We start from the raw sequence: 13,978 nt of genomic DNA on the forward strand, positions 1-13,978 counted from the left end.
ACGAAGTCGATGTGGGACAGCTTCGGCTTGAACGGGTGACGCTGTACAGCCTGAGCTTTAACTTTAACTTCTTTACCGTCAACAACGATGGTCAGAACTTCGCTGTAGAATTCAGCTTTAGCTTGCATGTTCATAACTGCATCGTGATCCAGTTCGATAGCAATCGGGGCTTCTGCGCCACCGTAGATGATTGCCGGGAACTTGTTAGCGGCACGCAGGCGGCGGCTCGCACCCTTACCCTGCTCTTTACGTACTTCAGCGTTGATAGTAAACATTTAAATCTCTCTTTAATAATTCCTGCTACAGGCGACCCAGCAACAGGTAAGTGATCTGCTTTGCGTATGCAAAAGCGGGCGAGATTCTATACTCAAACGGCTGGTACATCAATCAAAAGTACGATTAACCGCGTAATTCATGTGCCCGACGAAAGCGTCCTTCATAATCGAAGACCTTTTCACGGACCTGCCAGTACTGACCTTTCATGCGCGCCACCACGAAATCAGGATGCCGTAACAACGCCTGCTGATTAAGGATATCGGCGGCGGTTATCCAGCGAAAGGGTATACCGGGTGTTCGGGTGTGTGGGCGAATAAACAGTTGTTCGAAGGCCGTACGCTGCGCGGGAGTGTGCAGGCGAAAGCGTTCGCTGACGTCAGCGCCATCTTCATCGTAATAGGTGATTTTCAGCCATTCGCCTTTTTCATCCTGGCCATTTTGTAACACCATACCGCTACAGCGCAGGACCAGCGCATCTTTGAGCCTGAGCGCGGCTTTCAGCATGTCATCCGGGTCAACCAGCACCGTGTCGCACTCCCGACAACGGCGGGCAGCAATGTCATTTTCCGCGTTGCACTGTGGACAGTTTTTAAAACGGAAACGAAAATCGCACTGTTCGCGATGGCCGTCATCATCTTCAAACCATCCCTGGCAGCGGCGGCCAAAATGTTCAATCAGCGTGCCGTCTGCCGTGGTTTTGCCCCAGAAGGTGTTTGCAAATCCGCAGGCAGGACAGAACACCTGTACCGGAACGTTGTCGCTTTTCCCTTTCGGAGCACCCACTTCCGGTGCGTACAGATCGTGCGGGTTGCCGGCGTAATCGAGGATCAGACAGTCGGTTTTACCCGGTGTAAGGCGCAACCCGCGACCGACAATTTGTTGGTAAAGGCTAACTGACTCTGTTGGGCGCAGAATAGCGATAAGGTCAACGTGCGGGGCATCGAAGCCGGTGGTCAGGACCGACACATTCACCAGATAGCGAAAGCGCTGGGCTTTGAACTCTTCAATCAGCGTGTCGCGCTCAGCGCCTGGTGTATCTCCAGTGATTAGCGCGGCGTCGTCAGCGGGCAGCAGGCCCAGAATTTCTTTGGCGTGCTCAACGGTAGCGGCGAAAATCATCACCCCTTTGCGGGTTTGGGCAAACTCGACAATCTGGCTGATGATATGCGGCGTTATTCGCTGCTGCTTTTTCAGCTCCTGATTCAGATCTGCTTCGCTAAACAGGCCGTTACTCTGCGCCTGCAGGCGGCTAAAGTCATACTGCACGACCGGCATGTCGAGGCGTTCTGGCGGCGTCAGGTAGCCGTGTTTAATCATGTAGCGCAGCGGTAATTCATAAATGCAGTCGCGAAACAGCGCTTTTTCATCGCCGCGCACCATACCATGATAATGAAAATGATAAATCCAGCCCTTGCCCAAACGAAAAGGCGTGGCGGTAAGCCCGAGCAGACGTAAGTGGGGATTTACTTTAGTCAGGTGAGTGAGGATTTGCTGATACTGACTCTCTTCATCATCGCCAATACGATGGCATTCATCGACGATCAGCAGTGAGAATTCTCCCTGAAAGGCCTCCAGATTACGCGCTACCGACTGTACGCTGCCAAAGACTACTTTCCCGTGGCTCTCTTTACGCTTCAGGCCTGCGGCAAAAATATCGGCTTCCAGCCCCAGCGCACAATATTTGGCATGGTTTTGTGCGACCAGTTCTTTGACGTGCGCCAGTACCAGTACGCGACCACGTGCCACGCGGGCCAGTTCTGCAATCACCAGACTTTTGCCCGCGCCGGTTGGCAGGACGATAACCGCCGGGGTGCGGTGGTGGCGAAAATGGTTGAGCGTGGCGTCCACGGCTTCTTTTTGGTACGGGCGAAGAGTAAAAATCATGAGCTCATTAAGGTAAACAGCAACAATGTATAGTATGCCATGAATCATTTCCCTTGAGGGATGGTGTAACACCGCTATACTGGGCGGATAATAGTCCCACTTTTCGGGCGTAAACCCGCTTCTCGTATTTTTACAGGCAAAAATCACACTCATGCGACTTGATAAATTTATCGCTCAGCAACTCGGCGTCAGCCGCGCTATTGCCGGGCGTGAGATCCGTGCTAACCGCGTTACCGTCGACGGTGAAATCGTTAAAAACAGTGCCTTTAAGCTGTTACCAGAACACGACGTCGAATATGACGGTAATTCCCTGGTTCAACAAAATGGCCCGCGCTATTTTATGCTGAATAAGCCTCAGGGTTATGTTTGCTCAACGGATGACCCGGATCATCCGACGGTGCTCTATTTCCTTGATGAACCGGTTGCCTACAAACTGCATGCGGCAGGGCGTCTGGATATCGACACCACCGGACTGGTACTGATGACCGATGACGGACAGTGGTCGCATCGTATCACCTCTCCTCGTCACCATTGTGAGAAAACCTATCTGGTGACGCTGGAGTCGCCAGTGGCAGACGATACCGCCGAGCAGTTTGCCCATGGCGTACAGTTGCATAATGAAAAAGACCTGACCAAACCGGCTGTTCTGGAGATCATTACGCCAACTCAGGTGCGATTGACCATCAGCGAAGGGCGCTATCATCAGGTAAAACGTATGTTTGCCGCGGTGGGTAACCACGTTGTGGAACTGCACCGTGAACGAATTGGTGACATCAGGCTTGATGACGATCTGGAGCCGGGTGAATACCGTCCATTGACCGAAGAAGAAATCGCCAGCGTTAACTTAACCCCGCGTTAATTTCAGGAGCTAAATGTGACCACCCGGCAGAACTCGTCAATTGCCATAGTCTTTATCCTTGGCTTGTTAGCCATGCTGATGCCGTTGTCGATTGATATGTATCTTCCGGCGCTACCTGTTATCTCAGAACAGTTTGGTGTGCCTGCGGGTAGCGCGCAGATGACCCTCAGTACCTATATTCTGGGGTTTGCAGTGGGGCAGTTGCTCTATGGCCCAATGGCTGACAGCATTGGGCGCAAGCCGGTGATTCTGGGCGGAACGCTGGTGTTTGCGGCGGCGGCAGTGGCCTGTGCCCTGGCGCAAACTATTGATCAACTGATCGTGATGCGTTTCTTCCACGGTCTGGCTGCCGCGGCGGCGAGCGTGGTTATCAACGCCCTGATGCGCGATATCTATCCGAAGGAAGAGTTTTCGCGCATGATGTCATTCGTCATGCTGGTGACCACAATTGCGCCTTTGTTGGCACCTATCGTGGGTGGTTGGGTGCTGGTATGGCTTAGCTGGCACTATATCTTTTGGATCCTCGCCATGGCGGCTGTTCTGGCGTCGGTGATGATCTTTACGCTGATCAAAGAGACCCTGCCTGTAGAGCGTCGCCAGCCGTTTCGCCTGCGTACCACTATTGGCAACTTTGCCTCGCTGTTTCGTCATAAACGAGTGCTGAGCTATATGCTGGCCAGTGGGTTCAGCTTTGCCGGGATGTTCTCGTTTCTGAGCGCCGGACCCTTTGTTTACATTGAGATCAACCACGTTTCACCGCAGCATTTCGGTTATTACTTCGCACTGAACATCGTATTCCTGTTCGTGATGACTATCATCAACAGTCGCTTTGTGCGTCGGGTTGGGGCATTGAATATGTTCCGTACCGGTCTGTGGATCCAGTTCGTGATGGCGGGATGGATGGTCTTTAGCGCACTGTTTGGGCTGGGGTTCTGGGCTCTGGTCGTTGGCGTTGCGGCGTTTGTTGGCTGTGTATCGATGGTGTCATCAAACGCCATGGCGGTTATTCTGGATGAATTTCCGCATATGGCGGGAACGGCGTCATCGCTGGCTGGGACATTCCGCTTTGGCATTGGCGCCATTGTCGGGGCCCTGTTGTCTCTGGCGACCTTTAACTCGGCCTGGCCAATGATATGGTCGATCGCATTTTGCGCTACCTGCTCAATTCTCTTCTATCTTTACGCCAGTCGCGCTCAAAAACGGTGATCTATTACACAACCTGGGGGCCATAAGGTCTCCAGAGTTGATGTACATCAACCGCAAATCTATCATTTCCCCCGCTTATGTTTATTTTATGTAAAATCAATTTATGTAAAAAGTCACATCATTGTAGTTAAAAAGGTTGAGTTAGATCGCAGAAACGAGTACATATAGCCCGGAAATATGCCAGAACCGTTGAATAAATTTAATTACTGGGTTCTGTAAGCAGCATAAGTACTGGATGTAAGCGTTTACCAACTGTCTAAAGACGTATTGTCAATGATGTGTTAATATTGATGTAAAATAATTGTGAAGTGATTGTGCTTCCAGGGAAAGAAAGTGATGACATTACAACTCTCAATCGTTCATCGTCTGCCGCAGAGCTATCGTTGGTCGGTGGGTTTCGCAGGTTCGAAAGTTGAACCGATTCCGCAAAACGGTCAGAGTAATGAGAACAGCCTGGTGGCACTCAAATTGCTCAGTCCTGATGGTGACAGCGCGTGGTCAGTCATGCATAAGCTCAGCCAGGCCCTCAGTGATATCGAGGTTCCTTGTTCCGTACTGGAATGTGAAGGGGAGCCGTGCCTGTTTGTGAATCGCCAGGACGAATTTGCCGCGACCTGCAGACTGAAAAACTTCGGCGTGGCTATCGCAGAACCGTTTTCAAACAACAATCCTTTTTGAGCGTCAGCTTAGCGCGAGCAGCTGACGCGTATAGGCCTGCTGTGGTGCGTTAAAGACGTGCTCGCATTGCCCTTGCTCCACGACCTCTCCCTGACGTAGCACAATAACCTGATGGCATAATGCGCGTACTACGTGCAAATCATGGCTGATAAAAATATAAGCCAGCCGATGCTTTTCCTGTAAGGATTTTAACAACGTCAGGATTTGCGCCTGTACGGTCCTGTCGAGCGACGATGTTGGTTCATCCAGAATGATCAGGGAAGGTTTGAGAATCAATGCTCTCGCAATAGCAATGCGTTGGCGTTGTCCGCCAGAAAACTCCGCAGGATAACGATGTCGCGTTTCGCTATCCAATCCCACTTCCGCCATTACCGCTTTCACCTGTGCCTCGCGTTGTTCGGCTGACAGGGTAGGCTGATGAACGCGCAACCCCTCCTCGATAATCTGTAGCACGCTCAGGCGTGGGTTCAGCGAGGAGTTGGGATCCTGAAATACCACCTGAATACGGTGACGGACCGGCAACAGCTGGCGTCGATTTAAGGTATGCAGTGCCAGACCATCGAACACAATGCTTCCCTGCGAGGTGATTAACCGCAGAAGCGCCAGTCCGGTAGTGCTTTTTCCGGAGCCTGACTCTCCAACCAGCCCCAGCGTTTCACCGGGCCGGAGGGAAAAACTGACGTCGTTAACGACGATGTTGTGGTCCACCACGCGTTTCAGGATACCTTTGCGGATAGGAAAGGCGACGCGGAGTTTTTCCACTTCCAGCAACGGAGCTTGCCCGACAGGCAAATGTACCGGGTCGCCGGAAGGTTCGCTGTTTAATAATTTCTTCGTGTAGGGATGCGTTGGCGCAGTGAGCAACTGTGCTGCTCTATTTTGCTCAATGCACTGGCCGTTTTGCATGACCGCCACGGTATCGGCCAGTTTTTTCACAATACTCAGGTTGTGGGTGATGAACAATAATCCCATGTTCAGCTCGCGCTGTAGTTCCCTCAGCAGTTGCAGGATCTGTGCCTGGACGGAAACGTCCAGCGCGGTAGTCGGTTCATCAGCAATAAGCAGCTCAGGTCGTGTCAGCAGTGCCATGGCGATCATCACACGCTGGCGTTCACCGCCGGACAGCTGGTGTGGGTAATCTGCGAGACGTTTGGCCGCCTGACGGATGCCAACGCGATCCAGGCAGGTCAGGATTTCTGCCCGCGCCGCCTCCCGACGCATTCCCCTATGCAGCGACAGCACTTCATAAAGCTGTTTTTCCAGATTGTGGAGCGGGTTCAGTGACACCATCGGCTCCTGGAAAATCATGGCGATTTTATTCCCCCGTACGCCGCGAAGCGTCTGCTCGTTGGCGTGAAGTAATGATTCACCGTGAAAACGGATGTCCCCGGAAGGGTAAACTACCGGAGGGGACGGTAACAACCGTAGGATAGAAAGCGCGGTCACGCTTTTCCCCGATCCAGACTCGCCCACCAGCGCTAGCGTTTGTCCGGCATCAACCCGTAGTGAGAGGGCATTGACTACGGTGCGCACGGTCTCTTGTTGACGAAAACCTACCGATAAATTCTCAATGGCTAACAGAGGTTGTGTCATTTTAAATCGCCTTGTTGGGATCAAACGCATCGCGTACCGCTTCACCAATAAAGATCAGTAGCGATAGTAGCAGGGCAACGGAGATGAACGCGGTGATGCCAAGCCACGGTGCCTGCAGGTTGTTTTTACCCTGTAACAGGAGTTCTCCCAGTGATGGCGAGCCAAGCGGTAAACCGAACCCAAGAAAATCCAGTGAGGTCAGAGTAGTTATCGAGGCGCATAAAATAAACGGTAAAAAAGTCAGGGCCGCGACCATCGCGTTAGGCAGCATATGACGCAGAATAATACTGCGATCGCTTACGCCTAGCGCTTGAGCGGCTCGAATGTAATCAAAGTTTCGGGTACGTAAAAATTCCGCGCGCACCACGCCAACCAGACTCATCCAGCCAAACAATACGGTAATGCCCAACAGCCACCAGAAGTTAGGCTGGACCACGCTCGACAATAGAATGATGAGAAACAGCGTTGGCATTCCTGACCAAACTTCAATGAATCGTTGCCCCCACAGGTCCACCTTGCCGCCATAATAGCCCTGAATTGCGCCAGCCATAATGCCCATCACGCTCGAACAGAGAGTGAGCATTAGACCAAACAAGACAGAAATACGTGTGCCGTAGAGGATGCGTGCCAGTACATCACCGCCGTTGGCGTCTGTTCCCAGCCAGTTTTGTGCGGAAGGCGGGGAAGGGAAGGGCTTATCGGTGGCAAAGTTAATGCTGGTGGCCCCAAAGCGTATTGGTGCCCACAGGATCCAGCCCTGGTTTTCCAGGCGCTGTTGTAGCCACGGGTCCTGATAATCAGCCTGAGTCGCCAGCGGTCCGCCGAAGTCGCTTTCACTGTAGTTTTTGAACAGGGGGAAATACCAGCTATTGTCGTAGCGCACCAGTAGCGGCTTATCATTGGCAATCAGTTCTGAACACAGGCTAAGACCGAACAGCACCAGAAAAATCCACAGCGACCAGTAGCCGCGACGGTTGTGGCGAAAGCGCGCCCAGCGGGCCTGATTGACGGGGCTTAATCGCGACATTAGCGTCCCTCAAAATCAATACGAGGATCGACCAGCGTATAGCTGATGTCGCTGAGGATATTCAGCAGCAGACCGATCAGGGTGAAGATATAAAGCGTGCCAAACATTACCGGGTAGTCGCGTGATACGGTGGATTCATAACCCAGCAATCCCAGGCCGTTAAGCGAAAACATCACTTCAATCAGCAGTGAGCCGGTAAAAAACATGCTGATAAACGTTGCCGGGAAGCCGGCGATCACCAGCAACATGGCATTGCGAAACACATGTTTCCACAGAATATTTTTCTCGCTGACCCCTTTAGCGCGTGCGGTGACGACATATTGTTTGCGCACCTCATCCAGAAATGAGTTCTTGGTCAGCATAGTCAGCGCGGCAAACCCACCAACCACCGTCGCCAGCACCGGCAGGGTAATATGCCAAAGGTAGTCGGTTACTTTCTGATACCAGGGCAGGGAGTCAAAATTGGCCGAAACCAGCCCGCAAAGCGGGAACAGGTCGTAGTAGCTTCCTCCGGCAAAAAAGACGATCAGCAAAATGGCAAACAGAAAGGCCGGTATGGCATAGCCGATAATAATAAATGCGCTGCTCCAGACATCAAACCGGCTGCCGTTATGCACCGCTTTGCGGATCCCAAGCGGTATCGACACCAGATAGATGATAAGCGTACTCCACAGCCCCAGCGTGACGGAAACAGGCAGGCTGTCTTTGATAAGCGTCAGCACCGAGGCGCTACGAAACAGGCTGTCACCGAAATCGAAACGAATGTAATCCCAGAGCATTTTGAAGTAACGCTCATGAATGGGCTTATCGAACCCATAGCGGCGAGTGATTTCGGCGATCACTTCCGGGTCCAGACCCCGTCCGCCTCGATAATTACTGTCGCTGATGTTACCAACGCCGGTTTGCGCGTGGCTGGCGCGAACGCCTTCGCTACCCGCGCCGGGTAATGCCCCGCTTTGCCCGAACTCAATGGCAGCGACGGCCTGTTCAACCGGGCCGCCTGGGGCAATTTGCACGATAAAAAAGTTGATGGTGATGATGGCCCAAAGCGTTGGGATCACCAGCAGTAGACGTCGAATCAGATACGCGCCCATTTATTCTCCCTGTCGTCTGGCTGCGGGCAGTTTCGCCGCTTTGTTGACGTCATACCACCAGTTGTCGAGGCCAATGGTGTAAATTGGGCGAATAGCAGGATGCGAAAATTTTTCCCACCAGGCGATGCGATCCTCTGCCATAAACCACATCGGCAACATGTAGTAGTTCCAGGTTAATACCCTGTCCAGTGCTCGGCCCAGTGGGATCAATTTGGCTTTATCACCTTGTGCCGCGATGATTTGGTCGATCAGTTTATCAATCACCGGGCTTTGTACGCCGGGGGCGTTGTAGCTGGAATCAATATATTGAGAGGCCCACAAAATTTGCAGGTCCGAACTCGGCCACGGCATCGCGCGATACAACCTCGGCATCATGTCATAGTCGCGACTGCGCAGGCGGTTCGTGATTTGTGAGTTATCCACCTGGCGGATATTCATGGTAATACCTAAGCGCTGCAGGTTGTGCTGGAACGGCAGCACCCATTGACTGTTGCTGCCCGCCGGGAGCAACAGTTCAAAGCTCAGTGGTTTACCGCTGGCGCTATTTACGCGCTGCTGACCCTTTAGTACCCACCCGGCCTGCTCCAGTAAGGTATCGGCTTTCAACAGGTTGTCGCGATCGTAGCCATCGCCTTTTGATTTTGGCGGCTGATAGATTTGGCTAAAGACCTCAGGGGGGAGATCTTTTTTCAAGGGCGCGAGTATCACCAGTTCATCTGCGTCGGGGTATTTTGTCGCGGCATATTCGGTATTCTGAAAATAGCTGTTGGTCCGGCTCCAGGCATTATAGAACAGCGCTTTATTCATCCATTCAAAATCAAAGGCCAGCGTGATGGCTTCCCGCACCCGTCGGTCGTTGAATACCGGGCGCTGAATATTAAATGCCAGCCAGCGGGTATCCTGCGCGGATTCGTTCTTTTGTTCATCTTTGATGATGTAGTGATTCGCGAAATTTTTCCCGGTATAGCGCGTCGCCCAGTTTTTGGCATCATTTTCAAGACGCAGATCAAACGCACCGGCCTTAAACGCTTCAAAGGCGACGTTATCATCCAGATAGTAGTCGTAGCGGATGGTATCAAAGTTCCAGCGTCCACGATTGACGGGCAGATTAGCGGCCCAATAATCTTTGACGCGCGAATAGACAATATACTGGCCCATCTTCCATTTCGTAATACGATAAGGGCCGCTGGCGAGCGGTGGCGATGATAAGGGATCGCTGAGCTTATGATCTTTCCAGTACTTCTCTGGCATCACGGGTAACGAAAACAGGCTGAGCATGTCCTCTTTACCCGGTTTGGCTAATTCAATGCGTACGGTTAATGGCGCGATGGCTTTTACCGTTGTTCCCTTGTAGACCAGACGAAACTGCGGCACGCCTTCAGTCATAAATTTGTGGAAGGTGAATGCGACGTCGCGGGCGGTAATGGGTGAGCCATCATGAAAACGCGCTCGTGGATTAATGGCAATTTCTACCCAGGAATAGTCGTCAGCATAGCGCGCGCTGTCGGCAATGAGCGGGTAATAGCTACCAGGTTCATCGTCAGAGGTCGTAAACAACGTATCGTAAAGCGTTTCGGTACGTGCGCCAGGGTTACCGCGCATCGCATAGCGGTTAAAGTTGTCAAATGTGCCAATGGCGGACAGGGTAATTTGACCCCCTTTAGGGGCTGCGGGATTCACATAATCGAAGTGATTAAAGTTAAATGCGTACTTCGGTTCACCCAGTACGGCAAAAGCATAGCTTTCTTTGATGGATTGCGCCTGGGCGCTAAACCCGATGAGGGTAATAAACAGAAGCAGTACGCGAGGGATCATATAAAAGCGATTTCCTTTTCCTGCCACAACCCGACGGGCATCATGCCTGAAAGATAAGGGATGTAGCGGCGAGTGAGAGTATATGAATCGCATACTGCGATCACCACGTCGGCTTATTGGGCTGTGCCATCCAACGCACAAAATCAGCAAGCTTTAATGGTCGGCTAATCCAGTATCCCTGGAAAAAATGCACCCCACGATCGCGCAGCCAACGGGCTTGCTCAGGAGTTTCTACCCCTTCCGCAACCGTCAGCATATTAAGACGTTTAGAAAGTGTCAACACGGCGTCCAGAACCGGAGAGGTCAGGGTTTCCGTCCCGATGGCGTTAATAAATCCGCGATCGATTTTCAGGTAGTCAACGGTAAAGCGTTCCAGATAAATAAGCGCGCTATGGCCGGTGCCAAAATCATCAATCGCAATTTCAAAACCTGCGGAATGCAGCCATTCAAATAGCTTTGTGGCCTCGTGCTGATTGAGCATATCTCGTTCAGTGATTTCCAGCACTATCTGAAAATAGTTTGCGGGAAGTGAAGCGTGCAGGTGCCGGATGTCGTCTTTAAATGTCTCGCCATGCAGATGCGATGGCGCGATATTGATCCCCAATTTTGCGCCAGCGGGTAACACTTTTTGCAGCGCCGGGGCATCCTGGGCGATCAACTTAAAGAGATGCTGAGTCAGCGGGACAATCATTTTCTGTGATTCAGCGTAATGAATAAAGGCATCCGGTGGGATCTCGCCCGTTGTTGGGTGATTCCAACGTAACAGGACCTCGACGCCTTTCACTTCCAGCGTTTGCATCTCTACGACGGGCTGGTACACCACATAAAACTGGTTATGCTTGATGGCGTTGAGGATATCTTTGCCTGGGCGTAAACGGATGCTGTAGATGTAGTACCAGAGGAGAAGGGCGGCAATAATCCCGGCCATACATCCCAACAAAATAGAATACCAGACGTCGGTATAGCTCCACTCTTGTGCGTATAAGCGAATTTTAAGCGGGATCCCTTCAAGAGCGGCCTGCCGCCAGGAGGTATGAGGAAGAGCGGAGACATCGATGATTCGCGATGAGAATGTCGAAATTGCGGTATTACCGACGATAATCGCAATACCGTCAAAATCATCCTGCCGGGCGGTATAGAGCAGATAAGGTGCCAGATTGATATTCAGTGAGGTAAATACGCCGCTATCATTGAACGACGCGTTTCGGTGCCAAATCATGATCGCTGGCTTATCCGGCATCATGGGCGTACCGGGAAGTAATTCCACATCAATATTTCTGCTGATATCGAGGTTTGGTATCAAATCCAAAATCGGAGTGAACATGGAACCTGTCGCGGAAGAGCAGAAAGCGATGCCGTCTTTTACCAGCAAGAAAGCGCGAACGTTCAGGCTAAATGCTGCACTGGAGGTCAGCTTAGCGCCGACTTGTTGGCAACTGTTGGCAACCAGCGGCTGAAGGGCATCGGTGGTGGTTTTGAGGTCGGTGAAGTAGCTGCTGACGTAATTCTGGATATCGGCAAGGAGCGTGTCGTACTTAACTTCTCGTTTATGCCAGGTGACGAAAAACTGCAGGGTACTCACGAGTATTGCGACGATAAGCCCCGTTAACATACAGGAAAGCAGGATTTTCCGACCGGATGAAGAAGAGCGTCTGAACATAGATCCTTATTTTACCTGATTTAACCGCTTACTCTGTATGAATATAACCTGAAATGACTCATGTTGTGAGATTTTTCTTAGTCGCAGGGGGAAACAAAAAAGCACCGCCGAAGCAGTGCTTTTGGAATGTCTCATCAGGATAGCCAAGGGATAGCTGCCAAACGAAACTAACTGCGGCTCAGAACCCGGCGAGCTTCGTTGTAGCGTTTTTTCCAGTAAGGCTCGTTCATGCTGGAAATGATAACGCCACTGCTGGTCGAGGCATGTACAAACTGGTTGTTACCGATATAAATACCGACGTGACGGCCAGTAGAACCAGCACGGAACAGAACCAGATCGCCTGTGCGCAGATTAGTGCGCGAAACGGATTTTCCCGTTTCCTGTTGTTCATAGGTTGAGCGCGGAAGCTCTAAACCAAATTGCTCGCGGAATGTACGCTGCACAAAGCTTGAGCAATCAATACCTTTTTTGGTGCTGCCGCCAAGGCGGTAACGCACGCCTTTCCAGTCAGCATATTGGTCCATAATACGTGATTTAACATCGATATTACGTACCATATTTTCAAATTCATCCTGAGAGGCTTGCAGTGAAGAGTTATCTCCATTGCCCACAGCATGCGTCTCAGAATGCATATTCTTGGCGGTGTTCGTTGTGCTACATGCAGAAAGCAGAACCGCAACTGCTATCGCGGGTATGCCCCGCAAGATATATCTCAAAATCGGTTGAGATTTGACCATTTTGTTTGTTTTCCCTTGAAGTCCTTAACGATAAATATCGTTATAAAAAATGCCAAACGTGACGAGACTAATTACCATCGCACGATGAGACAATTCCTTAAGGTCAAATCTGTGGCAGAACGCACAAATTTATTCTGAAAGGGAATAATTATCCCGCGAGGCAAAACGAGTTCGAGATTACCCGATCGTTCCGGTCAATGCGAGTGATTTTACGTGATTTCTTATAAGAAAAATTGATACAGAAAGTGAATAAACGGCATTGTCTAAATTAAGAACAATTAGGGTAAAAAATACGCAACCTACTCATTTTAAACATGAATAAGATGACAGGGGAATGACAATCAGAATGATGAAATATTGCCCGGCATCATCAGGGAATCAGAAGTATCCCTGATGATGTTAATTACTCTGCGTTATTTGTTTGAAAATTGTTTGTTTTTGCCGGGAAGATAATTCACGAACAGAGTGACTAATCGGTCGCTTAATGGCGTCATTAGCCACCAGGGAAGGCCAATCAAGACCACCGTCATGGAACCAACCACGATATCGGTGAGCCAGTGGGCGCCAATCATCACGCGCGGGAAGGCAAAAACCACAGCAATAATAAGGCCGATTATTCCTGCGACTTTTCCGAAATAACGCAGCATGAATGCGGAAAAAATAAGCAGCATCATGCCGTGATCGCCAGGAAAACTGTCTTTCGACGCATCTTTGGTCGGAATATGCAGCAGTTCGCTGACGCGATAAATATTATCCAGCATAAGCGTGGGGCTGGCGCGTTTAACGGGAATAAGCGCCTGGCCCAGCTGGTTTAATACCACTGCAGTGAGCAGCATAACCAAACCAATTGCCACAATGCGTCGGCGACCTTCCGACGTCTCTTTGAGCCAAAAGTGCAGCATCAATGCGCCCATAGCCAGCAATGAGCAGCCATCAAATGCCCGGTTATTGGTAATAGCAACAATCCACAGGAACAGCGGGCTTTCAATCAATTTGTGATTAAAAAATCGGAAGACGCCCGTATCGAGTGAAGACCAGAACCCATGCCCGGCTGGAATATACCAGGACAGAAACAGTGCCAGACCAGCAATATTAAGCAGGAGGATTAAAGGGTATCGGGTTTTCATCGTCGTTTACCATTGCTAAAAA

At 51.0% G+C, this 13,978-nt stretch carries 12 protein-coding genes; 3 read left to right on the forward strand and 9 right to left on the reverse strand.

Translation table 11 applies throughout. The annotated features are described in order from the left end of the window. The coding region (gene rplY / locus FDW94_RS09270) for a 50S ribosomal protein L25 (RefSeq protein WP_137345692.1) at positions 1–275 on the reverse strand (275 nt) is incomplete at its 3' end. Positions 276–399: 124 nt separating this feature from the next. Continuing rightward, positions 400–2,160, reverse strand: a complete 1,761-nt coding sequence (locus tag FDW94_RS09275) for a DEAD/DEAH box helicase (RefSeq protein ID WP_137377474.1) — start codon at positions 2,158–2,160, stop codon at positions 400–402. Positions 2,161–2,311: 151 nt separating this feature from the next. On the opposite strand from FDW94_RS09275, the gene rsuA reads away from it, so the two are divergent. The 3 genes from rsuA to FDW94_RS09290 all read left to right on the forward strand — a co-directional run bounded on the left by rsuA (position 2,312) and on the right by FDW94_RS09290 (position 4,903). Continuing rightward, positions 2,312–3,019 carry a 16S rRNA pseudouridine(516) synthase RsuA gene (gene rsuA, locus FDW94_RS09280; protein ID WP_137377475.1) on the forward strand — a complete coding sequence of 236 codons (708 nt, stop codon included), beginning with the start codon at positions 2,312–2,314 and terminating at the stop codon, positions 3,017–3,019. 15 nt (positions 3,020–3,034) lie between these two features. Next, entirely contained in the window at positions 3,035–4,225 is a 1,191-nt protein-coding gene (locus FDW94_RS09285) for a Bcr/CflA family multidrug efflux MFS transporter (RefSeq protein ID WP_003834584.1), read from the forward strand. 333 nt (positions 4,226–4,558) lie between these two features. Next, positions 4,559–4,903, forward strand: coding sequence for a YejG family protein (locus FDW94_RS09290; RefSeq protein WP_085951589.1), 345 nt, complete (start codon positions 4,559–4,561; stop codon positions 4,901–4,903). Positions 4,904–4,906: 3 nt separating this feature from the next. Here the strand turns inward: FDW94_RS09290 and yejF are convergent, their stop codons facing one another. The 7 genes from yejF to FDW94_RS09325 form a co-directional block, all read right to left on the reverse strand. Next, positions 4,907–6,496: a microcin C ABC transporter ATP-binding protein YejF gene (gene yejF, locus FDW94_RS09295; protein WP_137377476.1), complete on the reverse strand. Its 1,590-nt coding sequence runs from the start codon at positions 6,494–6,496 to the stop codon at positions 4,907–4,909. Position 6,497: 1 nt separating this feature from the next. Beyond that, the gene (locus FDW94_RS09300) at positions 6,498–7,523 is read right to left on the reverse strand and encodes an ABC transporter permease (protein ID WP_003834577.1); all 1,026 of its coding nucleotides are present in this window, start codon (positions 7,521–7,523) and stop codon (positions 6,498–6,500) included. Continuing rightward, positions 7,523–8,617, reverse strand: coding sequence for a microcin C ABC transporter permease YejB (locus tag FDW94_RS09305; RefSeq protein WP_137377477.1), 1,095 nt, complete (start codon positions 8,615–8,617; stop codon positions 7,523–7,525). The genes FDW94_RS09300 and FDW94_RS09305 overlap by 1 nt, the downstream gene beginning before the upstream one ends. Next, positions 8,618–10,432 (reverse strand): extracellular solute-binding protein, encoded by a 1,815-nt coding sequence (locus tag FDW94_RS09310; protein ID WP_137377478.1) that lies wholly within the window; start codon positions 10,430–10,432, stop codon positions 8,618–8,620. It lies immediately after the preceding gene. Between the two features lie 100 nt (positions 10,433–10,532). Next, positions 10,533–12,092 (reverse strand): cyclic di-GMP phosphodiesterase, encoded by a 1,560-nt coding sequence (locus FDW94_RS09315; protein WP_137377479.1) that lies wholly within the window; start codon positions 12,090–12,092, stop codon positions 10,533–10,535. A gap of 167 nt (positions 12,093–12,259) precedes the next feature. Beyond that, the gene (gene mepS, locus FDW94_RS09320; RefSeq protein ID WP_003834567.1) at positions 12,260–12,829 is read right to left on the reverse strand and encodes a bifunctional murein DD-endopeptidase/murein LD-carboxypeptidase; all 570 of its coding nucleotides are present in this window, start codon (positions 12,827–12,829) and stop codon (positions 12,260–12,262) included. A 413-nt stretch (positions 12,830–13,242) separates the two neighbouring features. Beyond that, positions 13,243–13,956 carry a phosphatase PAP2 family protein gene (locus tag FDW94_RS09325; protein ID WP_137377480.1) on the reverse strand — a complete coding sequence of 238 codons (714 nt, stop codon included), beginning with the start codon at positions 13,954–13,956 and terminating at the stop codon, positions 13,243–13,245. Between the last annotated feature and the right edge of the window lie 22 nt (positions 13,957–13,978).

Source organism: Citrobacter sp. wls757, assembly GCF_005280935.1.
GTDB classification, from domain to species: domain Bacteria; phylum Pseudomonadota; class Gammaproteobacteria; order Enterobacterales; family Enterobacteriaceae; genus Citrobacter; species Citrobacter portucalensis.